This window comes from Staphylococcus sp. GDB20D11A (assembly GCF_016893255.1).
GTDB lineage: Bacteria > Bacillota > Bacilli > Staphylococcales > Staphylococcaceae > Staphylococcus > Staphylococcus aureus.
The window spans coordinates 12,670-35,010 of record NZ_JAFEPJ010000035.1 but is presented as its reverse complement, the minus strand read 5'-3'; the positions used below and the strand labels follow the sequence as shown (position 1 = coordinate 35,010).

Below are 22,341 nucleotides of genomic sequence, written 5' to 3'. Positions count from 1 at the left end.
GAGGAATATACTTATGGCATTTAAATTACCAAATTTACCATATGCATATGATGCATTGGAACCATATATAGATCAAAGAACAATGGAGTTTCATCACGACAAACATCACAATACGTACGTGACGAAATTAAACGCAACAGTTGAAGGAACAGAGTTGGAGCATCAATCACTAGCGGATATGATTGCTAACTTAGACAAGGTACCGGAAGCGATGAGGATGTCAGTCCGTAATAATGGCGGTGGTCATTTTAACCATTCATTATTCTGGGAAATACTATCACCTAATTCTGAAGAAAAAGGTGGCGTAATAGACGACATTAAAGCGCAGTGGGGCACTTTAGATGAATTTAAAAATGAATTTGCAAATAAAGCAACAACATTATTTGGATCAGGTTGGACTTGGTTAGTTGTTAATGATGAAAAATTAGAAATTGTGACAACGCCAAACCAAGATAATCCATTAACAGAAGGCAAAACACCAATCTTACTATTTGATGTTTGGGAGCATGCCTACTATCTGAAATATCAAAATAAACGTCCAGACTATATGACTGCATTTTGGAATATTGTTAACTGGAAAAAAGTTGATGAATTATACCAAGCAGCAAAATAATATAACTTAATATAATTGAGGTGGAGCATCTACAAGGTGTTTCACCCTTTTTTGTACTTAATATCTTTACTTATTCGTGTATGTGTTATGGGATAGCACGTAAAAGTGGCAAAATAAAACAGTACAATCATATACAATGATGAATACTTTACTTGTGTTCTCTGTGCTTGTGAACTAAATGTTTCGAGAAGAGCGCACATCGAATAACAAAATTATTTAGACGACGTTCAACAAATAAATAAACATAATACGATTAATAATAGAAAAATCGTGTGATTATCTGAGCGAGCCTAGGACATAAATCAATATCCTAGGCTCGCTAATGTTATATTGGCATTAGTTGACTGAATGAAATTGCGCTTGTAACAAGCTTTTCCATTTCTTACCCACTCCCTAAATAGTCATCACAAAATTTCTCATATTTCAATAATTTTAATAATCCGATTGTCTTATACGTGTCAGTGTTAATTCAGATATTTCCTGTGGAATATACCACTTATTAATCATAATTGGATAAGGTGTTTGTGCGTACAATGTTTCAATAATCAGCCAACAATGTGTATCACCATCAAACACGTGACTATGATTTTTGAAGTGGGGCGCTTTGGTAATAGACATTTTTAAATCTGATTGATATGCATTGCTATAAATCGTTTGCTCAACGAACGTCTTCATGTCGTCTTCGTTTTGTGTATTCACTTTAAATGTGTCAATGACATTTAACGGTATAAAGGTAAAACAAAATGCATCAGCTTGCTTAGAATGATTGTCCTTTTTTTGATAATAGCGTTCCATTGCAATGACGGCAGAAGGATGGTTTGCAAACAAATGATTTGTATATTCACTTTCTAAATCAACACGATAATTAATTGATGACATAGATACGCAAGCTAGCAATATTTGATCAAGTGGATGCTTAAATTGATCCATACTTGAAGCGTGTTGGGCATTTGTTTGTGGAATAACAAAGTGTCCCTTCCCTCTTGTACTCTCTACGATGCCATCTTCGGCTAACAATTTTATAGCTTGGCGCAAAGTCATACGACTGACATCAAAGCGCGCACAAAGTTCCTTTTCAGTAGGTAATGCATGGCCACTCGGATATTTTCCTATTTGAATTTCTTTATATAACGTATTATAAATCGTTAAAAATTTTGGTTGTGTTTGCGTCACGTAGACAACCTCCATAAAGTTACTTAATCACTCTCATCATACAATAATTTTTACTCGAATTGGAAAAATTATAAAAATTAAACATAGATAGACTTTGAAAATTAGTTTTATACAAGGTTAGAAGCTATAACTGTAAAATGTTCTTAATATTGTCAAAATGTAATGCTTGAAAGCGCTTTTAAAAAATATTATTATATACATGGTTAGACAAATAGACAAATCACTATACAAATATTGGGAGGAATATTTTATGAAATCAACACCACACATTAAACCAATGAATGACGTCGAAATTGCAGAAACGGTTCTATTGCCAGGAGATCCGTTAAGAGCTAAGTTCATTGCAGAAACATATTTGGACGATGTGGAACAGTTCAATACAGTGCGAAACATGTTTGGTTTTACCGGAACATATAAAGGTAAAAAAGTTTCTGTCATGGGTTCAGGAATGGGTATGCCATCTATTGGCATTTACTCTTATGAATTAATTCATACATTTGGTTGTAAAAAATTAATTCGCGTTGGTTCTTGTGGCGCGATGCAAGAAAACATTGATTTATATGATGTGATTATTGCACAAGGTGCCTCTACTGATTCAAATTACGTTCAACAATATCAATTACCAGGTCATTTTGCGCCAATTGCTTCTTATCAGTTATTAGAAAAAGCAGTTGAAACAGCACGTGACAAAGGTGTACGTCATCATGTAGGTAATGTGTTATCAAGTGATATTTTCTATAACGCGGATACAACAGCGAGTGAACGTTGGATGCGTATGGGTATTTTAGGTGTAGAAATGGAATCAGCTGCATTATACATGAATGCAATTTACGCTGGTGTCGAAGCATTAGGTGTGTTCACAGTGAGCGATCATTTAATTCATGAAACGTCAACAACACCTGAGGAAAGGGAACGTGCATTTACAGATATGATTGAAATTGCACTGTCATTGGTGTAGATGATTATGAATGTTGAATATTCTAAAATAAAGAAAGCAGTACCTATTTTACTATTCTTATTTGTATTCAGTTTGGTTATAGACAACTCATTTAAATTGATTTCTGTAGCCATTGCTGATGACTTAAATATCTCTGTAACGACAGTAAGTTGGCAAGCGACATTAGCCGGTTTAGTAATTGGTATTGGCGCTGTAGTATACGCTTCATTATCTGATGCCATTAGTATACGCACACTATTTATTTATGGCGTGATATTAATCATTATCGGATCAATTATTGGTTACATTTTCCAACATCAATTCGCATTACTTTTAGTTGGACGTATTATTCAAACTGCAGGTTTAGCTGCTGCAGAGACATTATATGTGATATATGTTGCAAAGTATCTTTCTAAAGAGGACCAGAAGACTTACCTTGGCTTAAGTACGAGCAGTTATTCCTTGTCATTAGTTATCGGTACATTATCAGGTGGATTTATTTCTACGTATTTACACTGGACAAATATGTTTTTAATTGCGTTAATCGTAGTATTTACGTTGCCATTCCTATTTAAATTATTACCAAAAGAAAATAATACAAATAAAGCTCATTTAGATTTTGTTGGCTTAATTCTAGTGGCAACTATCGCTACAACAGTCATGCTGTTTATTACGAACTTTAATTGGTTATATATGATTGGTGCCTTAATTGCGATTATCGTTTTTGCGCTATATATTAAAAATGCTCAACGTCCATTAGTAAACAAATCATTTTTCCAAAATAAACGTTATGCTTCATTTTTATTTATAGTATTTGTAATGTATGCCATCCAATTGGGTTATATTTTTACGTTCCCATTCATAATGGAACAAACTTATCATCTTCAACTAGACACAACATCACTGTTATTAGTACCGGGTTATATTGTAGCAGTCATCGTTGGTGCACTAAGTGGTAAAATCGGCGAATATCTTAATTCAAAACAAGCGATTATCACAGCAATTATTTTAATCGCACTGAGCTTGATTTTACCTGCATTTGCAGTAGGTAATCACATTTCAATCTTCGTCATTTCTATGATATTCTTTGCAGGTAGCTTTGCTTTAATGTATGCACCTTTACTTAACGAAGCCATTAAAACAATAGATCTTAATATGACAGGTGTGGCTATTGGTTTTTATAATTTAATTATTAATGTGGCGGTATCTGTAGGTATTGCGATTGCTGCGGCTCTAATCGATTTTAAAGCATTAAATTTCCCAGGCAATGATGCATTAAGTTCACATTTCGGTATTATTTTAATTATTTTAGGTTTAATGAGTATTGTCGGATTAGTTTTATTCGTCATCTTAAATCGTTGGACACAATCTGAAAAATAAATAGATATAAATTCGCGAGATATATTCGTATTTATAGTAAAATTAAATAAAGAGATTATATAACACGAGGAGTAGTAAGTATGAAATTTGAGAAATATATAGATCACACTTTATTGAAGCCTGAGTCAACACGTACGCAAATCGATCAAATCATCGATGAAGCGAAAGCATACAATTTTAAATCTGTATGTGTGAATCCAACGCATGTAAAATATGCAGCAGAGCGACTAGCTGATTCAGAGGTGCTAGTTTGTACGGTAATAGGATTCCCATTAGGTGCGTCGACAACTGCAACGAAAGCATTTGAAACAGAAGATGCAATTCAAAATGGTGCAGATGAAATTGACATGGTCATCAACATCGGCGCATTAAAAGATGGACGTTTTGATGATGTACAACAAGACATTGAAGCAGTGGTTAAAGCTGCGAAAGGTCACACAGTAAAAGTGATTATTGAGACGGTATTGTTGAACCATGACGAAATCGTAAAAGCGAGTGAATTAACAAAAGCGGCTGGTGCGGACTTCGTTAAAACTTCAACAGGTTTTGCAGGTGGCGGTGCGACTGCAGAAGACGTTAAATTAATGAAAGATACAGTAGGTGCTGATGTAGAAGTAAAAGCATCAGGTGGCGTACGTAATTTAGAAGATTTCAATAAAATGGTTGAAGCAGGTGCGACACGTATTGGTGCGAGCGCAGGCGTTCAAATTATGCAAGGTTTAGAAGCAGATTCAGATTACTAATATATATAAAATTTGGGAGTGATAGCTATGACAAGACCATTTAATCGTGTACATTTAATCGTAATGGATTCAGTAGGTATTGGTGAAGCGCCAGACGCAGCTGATTTTAAAGATGAAGGTTCACATACTTTAAGACATACCTTAGAAGGCTTCGATCAAACTTTACCAAACCTTGAAAAGTTAGGTCTAGGGAACATCGATAAATTACCAGTAGTAAATGCAGTTGAACAACCAGAAGCATACTATACTAAATTGAGTGAAGCTTCAGTTGGTAAAGATACAATGACTGGTCACTGGGAAATTATGGGATTAAATATTATGCAGCCTTTTAAAGTATACCCTAATGGATTCCCTGAAGAGTTAATTCAACAAATTGAAGAAATGACAGGTCGTAAAGTTGTTGCTAACAAACCGGCATCGGGTACGCAAATTATCGATGAGTGGGGCGAGCACCAAATGAAAACTGGTGACTTAATTGTTTATACAAGTGCAGACCCAGTATTGCAAATTGCTGCACATGAAGACATTATCCCATTAGAAGAGTTATATGATATTTGTGAAAAGGTTCGTGAGTTGACAAAAGACCCTAAATATTTAATTAGTCGTATTATCGCACGTCCATATGTTGGTGAACCAGGAAACTTTACACGTACATCTAATCGACATGACTATGCGTTAAAACCATTTGGTAAAACTGTCTTAGATCATTTGAAAGACGGTGGTTATGATGTCATTGCCATCGGTAAAATTAATGACATTTATGATGGTGAAGGTGTAACAGAAGCGGTTCGTACGAAGAGTAACATGGACGGTATGGATCAATTGATGAAAATTGTTAAGAAAGATTTCACAGGTATTAGCTTCTTAAACTTAGTAGACTTTGATGCATTATACGGTCATCGTCGTGATAAACCAGGTTATGCACAAGCAATTAAAGATTTCGATGATCGCTTGCCAGAACTGTTTAGCAACTTAAAAGAAGACGATTTAGTAATTATTACAGCAGACCATGGTAATGACCCGACAGCGCCAGGTACGGACCATACGAGAGAATATATCCCAGTAATTATGTACAGTCCGAAATTTAAAGGTGGTCATGCACTAGAAAGTGATACTACATTCAGTTCTATCGGTGCAACTATAGCGGATAATTTCAACGTAACATTACCAGAGTTCGGTAAAAGTTATTTAAAGGAATTAAAATAGAATAAATTTAGATATTATAAAAATAGCAGTGAAGTTAACTATAATAATAGTTTTCTTCACTGCTGTTTTAATATAATAGAGAAACGTAAGACGGTAGTACCTCTTATTTAGGAGTATCTTGATTCAATGTTAAACAATACGTTTTCGGATTGAACCGGAAATTAAATCGACAATTGCGACCATTAGTACTAAACCGATTAATATAATACCTACACGGTCCCAAGAACGTGTTTGAATGGCAAATATGAGTGGTGTCCCGATACCACCAGCTCCAATTACCCCTAGTATAGAAGCTGAACGTAAGTTTAGTTCAAAGCGATAAAGTATGAGTGATAGAAAGGCAGGCATAATTTGTGGTATGACTGCAAATACGAGTGTTTTAATCTTATTCGCACCACTGGCCTTTAATGATTCTACAGCACTGAAATCTAGACCTTCAATATCTTCAGCTAAAAGTTTTCCAAGCATACCTACGGAATGGATACCTAAAGCTAATACACCTGAAAATGAACCTGGGCCAACAGCTTTGATAAATATAAGTGCCATTACAATTTCTGGGAAGACACGTATAACACTTAAAATAAATTTGCTAACACCTGAAACTGGGCGTAGCTTTACCATATTATTTGCACCTAGAAATGCTAATGGAATACAGATAATTGCGGCGATGAAAGTACCTACAACGGCTATCGCAAAGGTTTCAAGTAAACCACGTAATAAGTCTTCGCCATCTGGTATATAGATATAGCTGATATCAGGATGGAATAATCCGCTGAATATGGATTTTAAGATTTCTAATGATTTACTTTTAAGTTCTAAACTTGGTACACCTGCAAATGCCCAGATGATAATAGCTAAGACGACAATTGCAATAAGCCATCTTTTAATCAATTTTCGTTTGTGTGCTTTTGTGTGAACATTATATTTTGCTATTTCCTGTGTCATGCGAGATGTGCCCTCACTTTCGTACTGATGTAATCAATGACGACGACGATAACTAAAGTAAATAAAATAATCGTTGCTGTTTTTGGATATTGAAATAAACCAAGTGTTTGATCATAAAACAATCCAATACCGCCAGCGCCGACTAATCCAAGAACAGCTGAAGCACGTATATTTACTTCAAATGCATATAATACGTATGACATAAATGACGATATGGCTTGTGGTACAACACCGAAAACAATCCATTTTATTTTATTAGCGCCAACAGCCGTCATTGCTTCCATTGGACCTGGATCTATCGTTTCCAATGATTCATATAATAATTTTCCAATAATACAGATAGTTAAAATAAACAATGCTAATATCCCTGGAATTTGACCGATTCCAAATACAGCCACAAAGATTGCTGCTAATAGCAAATCCGGTATAGTACGAACTATATTTAAAATAAAACGCGAGGGTATTGAAATCCACTTTTGATGAACGATATTGCTAGCACATAATAACGCAATTGGTATTGAAACGATGCTACCTAATACTGTACTTACGATAGCCATTCGAATGGTATCTAACATTGGCGTTGTAATTTGTTGTAAATACTCGAAATCAGGTGGAATCATTTGTTTGAATAGATCACCTATTTGAGGTATTCCTATCATTAAATCTCCAAAATTAAACCCCGTATAAATGAAGCTCCAAATGATAAGCACAATGATTAACATGAAGGTAAAACTCGTTTTTAAAGAAACCTTTTTCTTTAAAAGGGAGTCATACTTTGTAGGTATTTCTAAAGGCATGTTAGTTCACTCCTAGCTTTTCATCTTCTTTAATTGTACGTCCATATATTTCACTAAATACGTCATCTGTTGCTTCAGATGCAGGACCATCATAGACAACCTCACCATCACGTAAACCAATGATGCGTGTGCCATATTCTTTTGCTAAGTCAACAAAATGTAAATTAATTAAAATTGTAATGCCTAATTCTTGGTTGATTTTTCTTAAATCATCCATAACCTGTTTCGTTGTTAATGGGTCTAATGAAGCAACTGGTTCATCTGCAAGAATAATTTCGGATTCTTGGCATAGCGCACGTGCAATAGATATACGTTGTTGTTGGCCACCTGATAATTCATCAGAGCGTTGATTATATTTATCTAAGATGTTGACCCGTTCTAGTGCATCCATTGCTTTAATTTTGTCTTCTTTTGGAAATAAACCTAATACCATTTTCCAAGTAGGGTGATAACCTACACGTCCACTTAGTACATTTCGTAATACACTTGACCGTTTAACTAAATTAAAATGTTGGAAAATCATACCTATATTTCGGCGCATTTCTAATAATGCTTTACCATGGGCTTTAGTGATTGATTTACCTTGGATGAAAATTTCACCTGACGTGATATCATGCAAACGATTTACAGATCTTAATAACGTGGATTTCCCAGCACCAGATAGTCCGACAATGACTGCAAATTCACCTTTTTCAATATTTAAGTTAATATTTTTCAAGCCTACATGACCGTTAGGATAGACTTTACTGACGTTTTTAAATTCGATTTGACTCATGTTTGACACCTTTCTTTAATAAAGAAAAGCCAAGGTAAACTGAAATATCATAGACATTGGGTTTCTGTGTACAAATGATTTCAAATGTACAGCGACACCTTTCTATATCTGTTTCAGTTTAGCGCCTAGCTTTTCAATATTAATCTAGAATATATCTATTGATCGAAAGCTTTTAATACCAAATTCGATAATGATTCATTGGTTAAATAATGATTATTTCATATCTTTAACTAATTTTTCGTACTCTCTTACAATGTCGAAATTTGAATCTTTCGTTTCTGTGTATCCTTCATGTGAATAAACTTCGCTAATAATTTTGTGACCTTCTTTTGATTTAGCAATGTCTATAAAAGCTTTTTTCAATTTCTCTTGGAAATCTTTATCCATATCTGGTCTTACTGAAATTGTGTCATTCGGAATAGCTTGTGTTAATTTTAAAATTCGTGTGTCTTTAAATACATTTGGTTGGTCTTTTTTCACAGTATTACGTGCATCGTTAAATACAGCCGCAGCATCTACATCTCCATTTAATAATGAGATAACTGCTTGGTCATGACCTTTAACATTCACAATTTTCATATCTTTAGTTGCATTAATACCTGCTTCGTTTTTTAACATCGCAAGTGGGAATGTATATCCAGCAGTTGATGTTACATCTTGTAAGGCAATTTTCTTACCTTTTAAATCTTTCAAGCTTTTAATTTTTGAGTCTTTTTTAACAAGAATTTCTGATTTATAACTATCTACAAGTTCTTTACTTGCTGAACCATCTTCTTTTACACCAAAACGTTGTGCTTGTAATAATAAATCAGCTGCTTTTTGATCATGTGCTAATGTGTATGCCGTTGGTGGTAAGAAACCAACATCAACTTTTTTAGACTTCATAGCTTCAACAATTGTATTGTAGTTAGTTGATACAGACACTTTAACTGGAATTCCTAATTCTTTAGATAGTAATTTTTCTAATGGTTTTGCTTTAGCCTCTAATGTTCCAGCATTTTGCGAAGGTACAAATTGTACTGTTAATTCTTTAGGTTTGTATCCTCCTGATTTAGAATCCGAATCATTACTAGCGTTCTTTTGATTATCTAAAGAACTTGAATTTCCACATGCTGCTGCAAAAACAATGACTGCTAACATTAATACAAATAAACACTTAAATTTTTTCATTTGATAACTGTCCCCTTCACATTCTTAATCGTGTAATATGTATGCAATGAAATTACACTTATAGCGTACCACATTTAAATACGAAAAAGTATTTTATAAAAATGAATTTTAATAACTTTCTTTAAGAGTTTGATAAGATTTTGTAAATTTTTCGTTAAATTGCCCATTACAAACATATATTTATCCTATAATTCAAGAACAAATTTATTTTAAAAGGAGCCTCACAAAATGAAAAAAATATATAAGTCATTAACTGTCTCTGCAATTGTTGCAACGGTATCATTAAGTGCTTTACCACAATCTTTAGCTATAACGCATGAATCGCAACCTACAAAGCAACAGCGAACGGTATTATTCGATCGTTCTCATGGTCAAACAGCTGGTGCTGCAGATTGGGTTAGTGATGGTGCATTTTCAGATTATGCGGATTCAATACAAAAACAAGGTTATGACGTTAAAGCTATTGATGGTCATTCGAACATAACAGAAGCAAGTTTGAAAAGTTCCAAAATATTTGTAATTCCTGAGGCTAACATTCCTTTCAAAGAATCAGAACAGGCAGCAATTGTTAACTATGTGAAACAAGGGGGAAATGTTGTCTTTATTTCAGATCATTACAATGCTGACCGAAATTTAAATCGTATTGATTCATCAGAGGCAATGAATGGTTATCGACGTGGAGCGTATGAAGATATGTCGAAAGGTATGAATGCAGAAGAAAAAAGTTCTACTGCAATGCAAGGTGTGAAAAGTTCAGATTGGTTATCTACAAACTTTGGCGTACGTTTTCGATATAATGCACTAGGTGATTTAAATACGAGCAATATTGTTTCTTCAAAAGAAAGTTTCGGTATTACTGAAGGTGTGAAATCTGTATCTATGCATGCTGGATCGACATTAGCAATTACTAATCCAGAGAAAGCAAAAGGTATTGTGTATACACCAGAACAATTGCCAGCGAAAAGTAAATGGTCACATGCTGTAGATCAAGGTATTTATAATGGGGGCGGTAAAGCAGAAGGTCCCTATGTAGCAATTTCTAAAGTTGGAAAAGGTAAAGCAGCATTTATCGGTGATTCATCACTTGTGGAAGATAGTTCGCCCAAATATGTAAGAGAAGATAATGGAGAAAAGAAGAAAACATATGATGGTTTTAAAGAACAAGACAACGGTAAGCTATTAAATAATATAACGGCTTGGATGTCTAAAGATAATGATGGGAAATCACTTAAGGCGAGTGGCCTAACATTAGATACAAAGACTAAGTTGCTTGATTTTGAACGACCAGAGCTTTCAACTGAGCCTGAAAAAGAGCCATGGTCACAACCGCCGAGTGGTTATAAATGGTATGACCCAACAACATTTAAAGCAGGTAGTTATGGCAGTGAAAAAGGCGCGGATCCTCAGCCAAACACACCAGATGATCATACGCCACCAAATCAGACCGAAAAAGTATCATTTGATATCCCGCAAAATGTTTCTGTAAATGAGCCATTTGAAGTGACAATACATTTAAAAGGATTTGAAGCAAATCAAACACTTGAAAATCTTAGAGTTGGTATTTACAAAGAAGGCGGACGTCAAATCGGACAATTTTCAAGTAAAGATAACGATTATAACCCGCCAGGTTACAGTACTTTGCCAACAGTTAAAGCAGATGAAAACGGAAATGCCACAATTAAGGTCAATGCTAAAGTACTTGAAAGTATGGAAGGTTCAAAGATCCGTTTAAAACTCGGTGACAAAACCTTGATTACAACAGACTTCAAATAAATATATAATAGAAATAAGAAAGATGTTTGTGATTGAAGGAGTGAGTGAGGATGTCAAACATAGCATTTTATGTCGTGAGTGACGTACATGGTTATATTTTCCCAACAGATTTTACGAGTAGAAATCAATATCAACCTATGGGATTGTTACTAGCGAATCATGTTATAGAACAAGACAGAAGGCAGTATGACCAAAGTTTTAAAATAGATAATGGTGATTTTTTGCAAGGGTCACCATTTTGTAATTACTTAATCGCGCATAGCGGCAGTAGCCAGCCTTTAGTTGATTTTTATAATCGAATGGCATTCAACTTTGGTACGCTTGGTAATCATGAATTTAATTATGGATTACCATACTTAAAAGACACTTTACGCAGACTCAATTATCCAGTTTTGTGCGCTAATATTTATGAAAATGATAGTACATTGACTGATAACGGTGTGCAGTATTTTCAGGTTGGAGATCAAACGGTTGGTGTGATAGGTTTAACGACACAATTTATTCCCCATTGGGAACAACCAGAGCATATTCAGTCACTTACGTTTCATAGTGCTTTTGAAACACTTCAACAACACTTACCTGAAATGAAGCGACATGCAGATATCATTGTGGTTTGTTACCATGGTGGATTTGAAAAGGATTTAGAAAGTGGTATGCCGACCGAAGTGTTAACGGGTGAAAATGAAGGATATGCCATGTTAGAAGCATTTTCTAAAGATATAGATATCTTTATTACGGGTCACCAACATCGACAAATTGCTGAAAGATTTAAGCAAACGGCTGTGATTCAACCTGGTACGAGAGGTACAACTGTAGGCAAAGTTGTCTTGAGTACTGATGAATATGAAAATGTATCCGTTGAATCATGTGAATTACTTCCTGTTATAGATGATTCCACATTTACTATTGATGAAGATGACCAACATTTACGAAAGCAGTTAGAGGACTGGTTAGATTACGAAATTACTACATTGCCATATGATATGACGATTAATCATGCATTTGAGGCACGTGTGGCACCGCATCCTTTTACTAATTTTATGAATTACGCTTTATTAGAAAAAAGTGGTGCAGATGTTGCCTGTACAGCTTTGTTTGATTCTGCTAGTGGTTTCAAGCAAGTCGTGACGATGCGAGATGTTATTAACAATTACCCATTTCCAAATACATTTAAAGTTTTAGCTGTAAGTGGTGCCAAACTTAAAGAAGCCATTGAACGATCAGCAGAATATTTTGACGTGAAAAATGATGAAGTAAGTGTGAGCGCAGACTTCCTTGAACCCAAACCCCAACACTTTAATTATGATATATATGGTGGCGTAAGTTATAACATTCATGTTGGAAGGCCAAAGGGACAACGTGTGAGCAATATGATGATTCAAGGGCACGCAGTTGATTTAAAGCAGACATATACAATTTGTGTAAATAATTATCGTGCAGTTGGCGGTGGTCAGTATGATATGTATATCGACGCGCCAGTTGTAAAAGATATTCAAGTTGAAGGCGCACAATTACTTATTGATTTTTTATCAAATAATAATTTGATGCGCATCCCGCAAGTTGTTGATTTTAAAGTTGAAAAGTGACGGATATATGTAAAACTTACTTGATTTTAATCGGGTAAGTTTTTGTTTTTGTTTAAACTAATCACTCTTAAAAACCAATATACTTTAAGAAAAATGTTGATTTTACAAAAAATAAGGCTTATATTTTATATAACTTAATATTAGGAAGTGATTAATTTGGAAACAATTAAACAAGAAGTAAGAGAATCTATTGTTAAAGGAATTATCGCGGGATATAAGGACTATGTTAATGAGAGAAATGAAGTCAAGAAACGTATGGTGATTAGTGATGCCTATGTGTACACCAAATCTAATCATATTGAAAATCAAGTTGCTAAGCATTTGGAAAATTTTGTTAAGTATATTAAAGAAAATGCTGGACCATCATGGAAGTATTTAAAGTTTATATTTAATAAAGATGAAGAGAAAAATAATATCATGTTTATATTGAAAAATGAAGATTACTTTGATGAAAAAAATGTAAGCGTAGGGAAGAGTTTAGTTGCTGATAAGAATCAAAAAAGTAAAAACTACCTAGAGGGACTTATAGCTAAGAATAGTGGCATTAATTTTGATACTGTTGGAGAAGATTTTAAAATTAGGCATCAAATGACTGCAGATAGTATATTATTTAATATAAAAGAAGGCAGTAATAGAGATATTAATTCTTATTTTTTAATTATTACATATCGTATTGATAAAGAATCAAAGCAATTAGCTGCAATCAAACAATGGTTACCAAATCCAGAAACAAATTCTGCAATTATGGTTGATGATTTGACAGAGTTAATAGAAAAAGTAATAGTAGAAAGAGAAGATTATCATATTGACGAAGAAGAGTTAGAAGTACTTAAAAACGATGGAGAGTTAGAACTCATAGATGTGGAACATGCATTTGGTATCAGTATCGATGAAGGTAACGATATGATTGAAAGTGAAAGGTGAAGTTAATGTTTATTGGCAAGAATTTAGAATACGTGAGAAAGCTTAATGCTCTAAGTAGAAAAGAATTATCAGAAAAAATAAATGTGAGTGAACAAGCAATTTGGCAATATGAAACAAAAAATATGATGCCAGAAATTAGTAAAATTTATGATATGACATCTATTTTTAATGTTAAATCTAGCTACTTTATTAGCGAGCAGCCCGAAGAGCTCCTAATAAATTCTGTCGATAAACATAGTATAGCTTTTAGAGCAAAAAATTATAAAGTATCTACGAAACTATTAAATAAGCAATATTATCAAGCAATGTATTTATCTAATTTAACTAGCTACTTATTTTCTTTTGTAAAGATACCGGATAATATTATTTTATCTTTAATAAATAATTTAGATGACTTGTTGAATGGTAATTTAGAATCACTAAATAAAAAAGAAAGCATAAAAGAAATTGCTAAAGTTGTGAGGGCTAAAATTCTTCAAGACGAAAGCAATGAAGCACTATTATTTATGCTTGAAAAAGCGGGTATAGTTATATACGAAAAGCGAATTAATGATAGCATAGACGCATATAGTTTTTGGAGTAAAGATCTGACACCTTTTATTATACTGGGTACAAATAAGGGGGTAGCAGTTAGAAGGAATTTTGATCTTGCACATGAGCTGGGACATCTCGTTCTACATCGTCATATTCAATTCGACTTATTATCTCCTGAAGAATATAAGACAATTGAACATGAGGCAGATATTTTCGCCTCTGAATTTTTACTACCTGAAGAAGCGTTTAAAAAGGACTTTGATCAAATGACAAAAAAATCAAATCCTGATTATTTAGCTGTATTGAAAGAAAAATGGTATGTTTCTATACAAGCAATTGCAATGAGAGCCTATTATCTAGGTCTAATGTCTAGTACTCAGTACAGATATTTTTGGGCATCATTAAATAAAAAAGGCTATAAAAGTAAAGAGCCTTTAGACGACGTGATTGAAATGTCACGTCCTGTCAAAATGAATAGTTTATTAAAGTTGTATTTTGATAGAAATATACTGACACCACAAAAATTATTGAATTATTTAAAAGTTGATGAAACATTTTTGAATCATCTAGCAGGTATTAATTTAAAACTCTTTAAGGATTATGTTAATGAAAATAGAGAATATAATATAACGAATCTATATAAATAAGGCACCAATATTTAAACCTCGAGCTGAAAAGATCATCATTTCAGTTCGAGGTTTTTATTTGTAACATCTATTGATAGGTATCGACAAGGACCTTTTAATGTTGTGTTTTGTGCGATATAACAAGCTTTTTTAGGCTATTAAAGAATATTCAGAATTAAATATATAATTATGAATAAATTATGTCATTGAAAAAATTATGATTATAAAATCATTCTAAAAACACCGAAATAACAATGATTTCATGAAAACATTTATTTTAAAATTTGATATTTGTTCAAATAATATTCGAAATTAAACTTTTTTGTATAGAATTTTCTTTATATCCTGAGAGACATGTACTATAATGTTTGTGAAATAATTCACAAAGTATAAAGGAGTGGTTGTATATGTTAACTATACCTGAAAAAGAAAATCGTGGATCGAAAGAACAAGAAGTGGCAATTATGATTGATGCTCTAGCTGACAAAGGGAAAAAAGCATTAGAAGCATTATCTAAAAAGTCACAAGAAGAAATTGATCATATTGTTCATCAAATGAGTTTAGCAGCTGTTGATCAACATATGGTGCTAGCAAAATTAGCACATGAAGAAACTGGAAGAGGTATATACGAAGATAAAGCGATTAAAAATTTATACGCTTCTGAATATATATGGAATTCAATAAAAGACAACAAGACAGTAGGGATTATTGGTGAAGATAAAGAAAAAGGATTAACGTATGTAGCGGAACCAATTGGTGTTATTTGTGGTGTTACGCCAACAACAAATCCTACGTCGACAACTATTTTTAAAGCGATGATTGCAATTAAGACAGGAAATCCAATCATTTTTGCATTCCATCCAAGTGCGCAAGAATCGTCGAAGCGTGCAGCAGAAGTTGTATTAGAAGCGGCAATGAAGGCAGGTGCACCTAAAGATATTATTCAATGGATTGAAGTGCCTTCTATCGAAGCAACAAAACAATTAATGAATCACAAAGGTATTGCATTAGTTCTAGCAACAGGTGGTTCAGGCATGGTTAAGTCTGCATATTCAACTGGTAAACCGGCATTAGGTGTGGGACCAGGTAACGTGCCTTCTTACATTGAAAAAACAGCACACATTAAGCGTGCAGTAAATGATATCATTGGTTCAAAAACATTTGATAATGGTATGATTTGTGCTTCTGAACAAGTTGTAGTCATTGATAAAGAAATTTATAAAGACGTTACTAATGAATTTAAAGTACATCAAGCATATTTTGTTAAAAAAGATGAATTACAACGCTTAGAAAATGCAATTATGAATGAACAAAAAACAGGTATTAAGCCTGATATTGTCGGTAAATCTGCAGTTGAAATAGCTGAATTAGCAGGTATACCTGTCCCCGAAAATACAAAACTTATCATAGCTGAAATTAGCGGTGTAGGTTCAGACTATCCGTTATCTCGTGAAAAATTATCTCCAGTATTAGCCTTAGTAAAAGCCCAATCTACAAAACAAGCATTTCAAATTTGTGAAGACACACTACATTTTGGTGGATTAGGACACACAGCCGTTATCCATACAGAAGATGAAACATTACAAAAAGATTTTGGACTAAGAATGAAAGCTTGTCGTGTACTTGTAAATACACCATCAGCGGTTGGAGGTATTGGTGATATGTATAACGAATTGATTCCGTCTTTAACATTAGGTTGTGGTTCGTACGGTAGAAACTCAATTTCACATAATGTTAGTGCGACAGATTTATTAAACATTAAAACAATTGCTAAACGACGTAATAATACTCAAATTTTCAAGGTGCCTGCTCAAATTTATTTTGAAGAAAATGCAATCATGAGTCTAACAGCAATGGACAAGATTGAAAAAGTGATGATTGTCTGTGACCCTGGTATGGTCGAATTCGGTTATACAAAAACAGTTGAGAATGTATTAAGACAAAGAACGGAACAGCCTCAAATTAAAATATTTAGCGAAGTCGAACCGAACCCATCAACGAATACAGTATATAAAGGTCTGGAAATGATGGTTGATTTCCAACCGGATACAATCATTGCACTTGGTGGTGGTTCAGCGATGGATGCTGCAAAAGCAATGTGGATGTTCTTTGAACACCCTGAGACATCATTCTTCGGTGCTAAACAAAAGTTCCTAGACATCGGTAAACGTACTTATAAAATAGGCATGCCTGAAAATGCGACGTTCATTTGTATCCCTACGACATCAGGTACAGGTTCAGAAGTAACACCATTTGCAGTTATCACAGATAGTGAAACGAATGTAAAATATCCGTTGGCTGATTTTGCTTTAACACCTGATGTTGCAATTATTGACCCTCAATTTGTGATGAGTGTGCCAAAAAGCGTTACAGCAGATACAGGAATGGATGTACTAACGCATGCAATGGAATCATATGTATCTGTAATGGCTTCAGATTACACAAGAGGTTTGAGTCTACAAGCGATTAAATTGACGTTCGAATATTTAAAATCATCTGTTGAAAAAGGTGATAAAGTTTCAAGAGAGAAAATGCATAACGCATCAACTTTGGCTGGTATGGCATTTGCAAATGCATTCTTAGGCATTGCACACTCAATTGCGCATAAAATTGGTGGGGAATATGGTATTCCGCATGGTAGAGCGAATGCGATATTACTACCGCATATTATCCGTTATAATGCCAAAGACCCGCAAAAACATGCATTATTCCCTAAATATGAGTTCTTCAGAGCAGATACAGATTATGCAGATATTGCCAAATTCTTAGGATTAAAAGGTAATACGACAGAAGCACTCGTAGAATCATTAGCTAAAGCTGTCTACGAATTAGGTCAATCAGTCGGAATTGAAATGAATTTGAAATCACAAGGTGTGTCTGAAGAAGAATTAAATGAGTCAATTGATAGAATGGCAGAGCTCGCATTTGAAGATCAATGTACAACTGCTAACCCTAAAGAAGCACTAATCAGTGAAATCAAAGATATCATTCAAACATCATATGATTATAAGCAATAATCTATCTGATAATAATCATCTAACTCACCTGAAATTACAAAAGTAAAAGATGCCAAATAAACTTTAAGTCGATAATCATTATATGGTTATCGGCTTTTATTTATTGCCAAATCTTCAGAGAGATACAAACTAGACAATCATTTTTTTAAATAAAGAAAATATTAAGATTGATACTCATTTCACAAACTATTACTACTTTAGAGTATAATTATTTTTAATTTCATATAAATAAAAAGGCGAAAATAATGCGGTTTAAAAGTAATTAATTGTTTAAACGATATGTAATATGTAAATACTATATATATAATACCAATTTTAATGAAAATTTTTAAGGGAGGTAAATAATGGAAAGTACATTAGAATTAACAAAAATTAAAGAAGTATTACAAAAAAACTTGAAGATTTTAATTATTTTACCGCTATTATTTTTAATTATTAGCGCTATTGTTACATTTTTCGTCTTATCACCTAAATATCAAGCTAATACTCAAATTTTAGTGAATCAAACTAAGGGAGACAATCCTCAGTTTATGGCGCAAGAGGTTCAAAGTAATATTCAACTTGTAAATACGTATAAAGAAATTGTTAAAAGTCCTAGAATTTTAGATGAGGTGTCAAAGGACTTAGATGATAAGTATTCACCATCTAAATTATCGAGTATGTTGACAATTACAAACCAAGAAAATACACAACTTATCAACATCCAAGTTAAAAGTGGTCATAAACAAGATTCGGAAAAAATTGCGAATAGCTTCGCTAAAGTTACAAGTAAACAAATTCCGAAGATTATGAGTGTGGATAACGTATCAATTTTATCTAAAGCAGACGGTACAGCAGTTAAAGTCGCACCAAAAACTGTAGTGAATCTAATCGGTGCATTCTTTTTAGGATTAGTTGTCGCGCTTATATATATCTTCTTCAAAGTAATTTTCGATAAGCGAATTAAAGATGAAGAAGATGTAGAGAAAGAATTAGGATTGCCTGTATTGGGTTCAATTCAAAAATTTAATTAAGGATGGTTGCTACTTATGTCAAAAAAGGAAAATACGACAACAACACTATTTGTGTATGAAAAACCAAAATCAACAATTAGTGAAAAGTTTCGAGGTATACGTTCAAACATCATGTTTTCAAAAGCAAATGGTGAAGTAAAGCGCTTGTTGGTTACTTCTGAAAAGCCTGGTGCAGGTAAAAGTACAGTTGTATCGAATGTAGCGATTACTTATGCACAAGCAGGCTATAAGACGTTAGTTATTGACGGCGATATGCGTAAACCAACACAAAATTATATTTTTAATGAGCAAAATAATAATGGACTATCAAGCTTAATCATTGGTAGAACGACTATGTCAGAAGCAATTACGTCGACAGAAATTGATAATTTAGATTTACTAACAGCTGGTCCTGTACCTCCAAATCCATCTGAGTTAATTGGGTCTGAAAGGTTCAAAGAATTAGTTGATATGTTTAATAAACGTTACGACATTATTATTGTCGATACACCGCCAGTTAATACCGTGACTGATGCACAACTATATGCGCGTGCTATTAAAGATAGTCTGTTAGTAATTGATAGTGAAAAAAATGATAAAAATGAAGTTAAAAAAGCTAAAACACTTATGGAAAAAGCAGGCAGTAACATTCTAGGCGTCATTTTAAATAAGGCAAAAGTAGATAAATCTTCTAGTTATTATCACTATTATGGAGATGAATAAGTATGATTGATATTCATAACCATATATTGCCTAATATCGATGACGGTCCGACAAATGAAACAGAGATGCTGGATCTTTTAAAACAAGCGACAACACAAGGTGTTACAGAAATCATTGTAACATCACATCACTTACATCCTCGATATACCACACCTATAGAAAAAGTGAAATCATGTTTAAACCATATTGAAAGCTTAGAGGAAGTACAAGCACTAAATCTAAAGTTTTATTATGGACAGGAAATAAGAATTACCGATCAAATCCTTAATGATATTGATCGAAAAGTTATTACCGGTATTAATGATTCACGCTATTTACTAATAGAATTTCCATCAAATGAAGTTCCACACTATACTGATCAATTATTTTTCGAATTACAGAGTAAAGGCTTTGTACCGATTATTGCACATCCAGAGCGGAATAAAGCAATAAGTCAAAACCTTGACATACTATACGATTTAATTAACAAAGGTGCTTTAAGTCAAGTGACAACGGCGTCATTAGCGGGTATTTCCGGTAAAAAAATTAGAAAATTAGCAATTCAAATGATTGAAAACAATCTGACACATTTCATCGGTTCAGATGCGCATAACACAGAAATCAGACCGTTCTTAATGAAAGACTTATTTAATGATAAGAAATTACGTGATTATTATGAAGATATGAACGGATTTATTAGTAATGCGAAGTTAGTTGTTGATGATAAAAAAATTCCTAAACGAATGCCACAACAAGATTATAAACAGAAAAGATGGTTTGGGTTATAAACAGCAAATGAGGGGTTTTATGGCACATTTATCTGTGAAATTGCGGCTTTTAATACTAGCATTAATCGATTCACTGATAGTGACATTTTCAGTATTCGTAAGTTATTACATTTTAGAACCGTATTTCAAAACATATTCTGTCAAATTATTAATATTGGCAGCTATATCACTATTCATATCGCATCATATTTCAGCTTTTATTTTTAATATGTATCATCGAGCGTGGGAATATGCCAGTGTGAGTGAATTGATATTAATTGTTAAAGCTGTGACGACATCTATCGTTATTACGATGGTGGTCGTGACAATTGTTACAGGCAATAGACCGTTTTTTAGATTGTATTTAATTACTTGGATGATGCACTTGATTTTAATAGGTGGCTCAAGGTTATTTTGGCGTATTTATCGGAAATACCTTGGAGGTAAGTCATTTAATAAGAAGCCAACTTTAGTTGTTGGTGCTGGTCAAGCAGGTTCAATGCTGATTAGACAAATGTTGAAAAGTGACGAAATGAAACTTGAACCGGTATTAGCAGTCGATGATGACGAACATAAACGCAATATCACAATTACTGAGGGTGTAAAAGTCCAAGGTAAAATTGCGGATATTCCAGAACTAGTGAGGAAATATAAGATTAAAAAAATCATCATTGCAATTCCAACTATTGGTCAAGAGCGTTTGAAAGAAATTAATAATATTTGCCATATGGATGGCGTTGAGTTATTGAAAATGCCAAATATAGAAGACGTCATGTCTGGTGAGTTAGAAGTGAACCAACTGAAAAAAGTTGAAGTAGAAGATTTACTAGGCAGAGATCCTGTTGAATTAGATATGGATATGATATCAAATGAATTGACGAATAAAACTATTTTAGTTACGGGTGCAGGTGGTTCAATAGGATCAGAAATTTGTAGACAAGTTTGTAATTTCTATCCAGAACGTATTATTCTACTTGGCCATGGTGAAAACAGTATTTATTTAATCAATCGTGAATTGCGAAATCGCTTCGGAAAAAATGTTGATATCGTTCCTATTATAGCGGATGTGCAAAATAGAGCGCGTATGTTTGAAATTATGGAAATGTATAAACCATACGCAGTTTATCATGCAGCAGCACACAAGCACGTGCCGTTAATGGAAGACAACCCTGAAGAAGCAGTACGTAATAATATTTTAGGTACGAAAAATACTGCTGAAGCTGCTAAAAATGCAGAGGTAAAGAAATTCGTTATGATTTCTACGGATAAAGCCGTTAATCCGCCTAATGTCATGGGAGCTTCAAAGCGAATTGCAGAAATGATTATTCAAAGTTTAAATGATGAAACGCATCGAACAAATTTTGTTGCAGTGAGATTTGGTAATGTACTTGGATCGAGAGGATCTGTGATTCCACTTTTCAAAAGTCAAATTGAAGAAGGTGGGCCAGTTACTGTGACACATCCTGAAATGACACGTTACTTTATGACAATTCCTGAAGCTTCTAGACTAGTTTTGCAGGCAGGGGCATTAGCAGAAGGTGGCGAAGTATTTGTGCTAGACATGGGAGAACCAGTGAAAATTGTAGATTTGGCACGTAATTTAATTAAGCTAAGTGGTAAAAAAGAAGACAGATACGCATTACTTATACAGGGATTAGACCCGGTGAAAAAATGTTTGAAG

At 33.7% G+C, this 22,341-nt stretch carries 18 protein-coding genes and 1 pseudogene; 14 read left to right on the top strand and 5 right to left on the bottom strand.

The window, feature by feature from the left end; translation table 11 throughout:
• Window positions 1-13: 13 nt before the first annotated feature.
• On the top strand, window positions 14-613 hold the full coding sequence (locus JV528_RS13675; protein ID WP_065315806.1) for a superoxide dismutase: 600 nt from the start codon (window positions 14-16) through the stop codon (window positions 611-613).
• 432 nt (window positions 614-1,045) lie between these two features.
• Here the strand turns inward: JV528_RS13675 and JV528_RS13670 are convergent, their stop codons facing one another.
• The gene (locus tag JV528_RS13670) at window positions 1,046-1,801 is read right to left on the bottom strand and encodes a GntR family transcriptional regulator (protein WP_014532538.1); all 756 of its coding nucleotides are present in this window, start codon (window positions 1,799-1,801) and stop codon (window positions 1,046-1,048) included.
• Window positions 1,802-2,036: 235 nt separating this feature from the next.
• Here JV528_RS13670 and deoD point away from each other — a divergent pair, with 235 nt between their 5' ends.
• The 4 genes from deoD (at window position 2,037) to deoB (ending at window position 6,052) form a co-directional block, all read left to right on the top strand.
• The gene (gene deoD / locus JV528_RS13665) at window positions 2,037-2,744 is read left to right on the top strand and encodes a purine-nucleoside phosphorylase (protein WP_000843292.1); all 708 of its coding nucleotides are present in this window, start codon (window positions 2,037-2,039) and stop codon (window positions 2,742-2,744) included.
• A 6-nt stretch (window positions 2,745-2,750) separates the two neighbouring features.
• Complete coding sequence (gene tet(38) / locus JV528_RS13660; RefSeq protein ID WP_001100296.1) at window positions 2,751-4,103, top strand: tetracycline efflux MFS transporter Tet(38); 1,353 nt, start codon at window positions 2,751-2,753, stop codon at window positions 4,101-4,103.
• Window positions 4,104-4,183: 80 nt separating this feature from the next.
• Window positions 4,184-4,846, top strand: coding sequence for a deoxyribose-phosphate aldolase (gene deoC, locus JV528_RS13655; RefSeq protein ID WP_000667277.1), 663 nt, complete (start codon window positions 4,184-4,186; stop codon window positions 4,844-4,846).
• Between the two features lie 27 nt (window positions 4,847-4,873).
• Window positions 4,874-6,052: a phosphopentomutase gene (gene deoB / locus JV528_RS13650; RefSeq protein WP_204177511.1), complete on the top strand. Its 1,179-nt coding sequence runs from the start codon at window positions 4,874-4,876 to the stop codon at window positions 6,050-6,052.
• A gap of 129 nt (window positions 6,053-6,181) precedes the next feature.
• Here deoB and phnE (JV528_RS13645) read toward each other — a convergent pair whose 3' ends face one another.
• From phnE (JV528_RS13645) to JV528_RS13630, 4 genes are all read right to left on the bottom strand, one after another.
• Window positions 6,182-6,997 carry a phosphonate ABC transporter, permease protein PhnE gene (gene phnE / locus JV528_RS13645; RefSeq protein ID WP_000191093.1) on the bottom strand — a complete coding sequence of 272 codons (816 nt, stop codon included), beginning with the start codon at window positions 6,995-6,997 and terminating at the stop codon, window positions 6,182-6,184.
• Window positions 6,994-7,794, bottom strand: a complete 801-nt coding sequence (gene phnE, locus JV528_RS13640) for a phosphonate ABC transporter, permease protein PhnE (RefSeq protein ID WP_001127689.1) — start codon at window positions 7,792-7,794, stop codon at window positions 6,994-6,996. The genes phnE (JV528_RS13645) and phnE (JV528_RS13640) overlap by 4 nt, the downstream gene beginning before the upstream one ends.
• A 1-nt stretch (window position 7,795) precedes the next feature.
• Complete coding sequence (gene phnC, locus JV528_RS13635; protein ID WP_000078092.1) at window positions 7,796-8,569, bottom strand: phosphonate ABC transporter ATP-binding protein; 774 nt, start codon at window positions 8,567-8,569, stop codon at window positions 7,796-7,798.
• A 213-nt stretch (window positions 8,570-8,782) separates the two neighbouring features.
• Window positions 8,783-9,739, bottom strand: coding sequence for a phosphate/phosphite/phosphonate ABC transporter substrate-binding protein (locus JV528_RS13630; RefSeq protein WP_000713597.1), 957 nt, complete (start codon window positions 9,737-9,739; stop codon window positions 8,783-8,785).
• A gap of 228 nt (window positions 9,740-9,967) precedes the next feature.
• On the opposite strand from JV528_RS13630, the gene JV528_RS13625 reads away from it, so the two are divergent.
• The 9 genes and pseudogenes from JV528_RS13625 to cap8D form a co-directional block, all read left to right on the top strand.
• Entirely contained in the window at window positions 9,968-11,512 is a 1,545-nt protein-coding gene (locus JV528_RS13625; protein ID WP_000725600.1) for a hypothetical protein, read from the top strand.
• A gap of 50 nt (window positions 11,513-11,562) precedes the next feature.
• Entirely contained in the window at window positions 11,563-13,098 is a 1,536-nt protein-coding gene (locus JV528_RS13620; protein ID WP_000065052.1) for a bifunctional metallophosphatase/5'-nucleotidase, read from the top strand.
• A gap of 156 nt (window positions 13,099-13,254) precedes the next feature.
• On the top strand, window positions 13,255-14,022 hold the full coding sequence (locus JV528_RS13615) for a spr1630 family ClpXP-sensitive toxin (RefSeq protein WP_000447783.1): 768 nt from the start codon (window positions 13,255-13,257) through the stop codon (window positions 14,020-14,022).
• A gap of 5 nt (window positions 14,023-14,027) precedes the next feature.
• Window positions 14,028-15,203, top strand: coding sequence for a spr1629 family repressor/antitoxin (locus tag JV528_RS13610; RefSeq protein ID WP_000469825.1), 1,176 nt, complete (start codon window positions 14,028-14,030; stop codon window positions 15,201-15,203).
• Between the two features lie 386 nt (window positions 15,204-15,589).
• Window positions 15,590-18,199, top strand: a complete 2,610-nt coding sequence (gene adhE, locus JV528_RS13605; protein ID WP_000955792.1) for a bifunctional acetaldehyde-CoA/alcohol dehydrogenase — start codon at window positions 15,590-15,592, stop codon at window positions 18,197-18,199.
• 344 nt (window positions 18,200-18,543) lie between these two features.
• Window positions 18,544-19,212, top strand: coding sequence for a capsular polysaccharide type 5/8 biosynthesis protein CapA (gene capA, locus JV528_RS13600; RefSeq protein WP_000446296.1), 669 nt, complete (start codon window positions 18,544-18,546; stop codon window positions 19,210-19,212).
• Between the two features lie 15 nt (window positions 19,213-19,227).
• On the top strand, window positions 19,228-19,914 hold the full coding sequence (cap8B, locus tag JV528_RS13595) for a type 8 capsular polysaccharide synthesis protein Cap8B (protein WP_000037326.1): 687 nt from the start codon (window positions 19,228-19,230) through the stop codon (window positions 19,912-19,914).
• A gap of 2 nt (window positions 19,915-19,916) precedes the next feature.
• Window positions 19,917-20,681 carry a type 8 capsular polysaccharide synthesis protein Cap8C gene (gene cap8C / locus JV528_RS13590; RefSeq protein ID WP_000565293.1) on the top strand — a complete coding sequence of 255 codons (765 nt, stop codon included), beginning with the start codon at window positions 19,917-19,919 and terminating at the stop codon, window positions 20,679-20,681.
• Window positions 20,614-22,340: pseudogene (cap8D, locus tag JV528_RS13585) on the top strand (type 8 capsular polysaccharide synthesis protein Cap8D); the annotation flags it as partial. The gene cap8C and the pseudogene cap8D, both read left to right, overlap by 68 nt.
• Between the last annotated feature and the right edge of the window lies 1 nt (window position 22,341).

Coding starts and splice junctions, on each gene's coding strand:
- deoD (WP_000843292.1), top strand. CDS start 2,037: ATGAAATCAACACCACACATTAAACCAATGAATGACGTCGAAATTGCA.
- capA (WP_000446296.1), top strand. CDS start 18,544: ATGGAAAGTACATTAGAATTAACAAAAATTAAAGAAGTATTACAAAAA.
- adhE (WP_000955792.1), top strand. CDS start 15,590: ATGTTAACTATACCTGAAAAAGAAAATCGTGGATCGAAAGAACAAGAA.
- phnC (WP_000078092.1), bottom strand. CDS start 8,569: ATGAGTCAAATCGAATTTAAAAACGTCAGTAAAGTCTATCCTAACGGT.
- JV528_RS13610 (WP_000469825.1), top strand. CDS start 14,028: ATGTTTATTGGCAAGAATTTAGAATACGTGAGAAAGCTTAATGCTCTA.
- deoC (WP_000667277.1), top strand. CDS start 4,184: ATGAAATTTGAGAAATATATAGATCACACTTTATTGAAGCCTGAGTCA.
- JV528_RS13620 (WP_000065052.1), top strand. CDS start 11,563: ATGTCAAACATAGCATTTTATGTCGTGAGTGACGTACATGGTTATATT.
- phnE (WP_001127689.1), bottom strand. CDS start 7,794: ATGCCTTTAGAAATACCTACAAAGTATGACTCCCTTTTAAAGAAAAAG.
- cap8C (WP_000565293.1), top strand. CDS start 19,917: ATGATTGATATTCATAACCATATATTGCCTAATATCGATGACGGTCCG.
- deoB (WP_204177511.1), top strand. CDS start 4,874: ATGACAAGACCATTTAATCGTGTACATTTAATCGTAATGGATTCAGTA.
- phnE (WP_000191093.1), bottom strand. CDS start 6,997: ATGACACAGGAAATAGCAAAATATAATGTTCACACAAAAGCACACAAA.
- cap8B (WP_000037326.1), top strand. CDS start 19,228: ATGTCAAAAAAGGAAAATACGACAACAACACTATTTGTGTATGAAAAA.
- JV528_RS13675 (WP_065315806.1), top strand. CDS start 14: ATGGCATTTAAATTACCAAATTTACCATATGCATATGATGCATTGGAA.
- JV528_RS13630 (WP_000713597.1), bottom strand. CDS start 9,739: ATGAAAAAATTTAAGTGTTTATTTGTATTAATGTTAGCAGTCATTGTT.
- JV528_RS13670 (WP_014532538.1), bottom strand. CDS start 1,801: ATGGAGGTTGTCTACGTGACGCAAACACAACCAAAATTTTTAACGATT.
- JV528_RS13625 (WP_000725600.1), top strand. CDS start 9,968: ATGAAAAAAATATATAAGTCATTAACTGTCTCTGCAATTGTTGCAACG.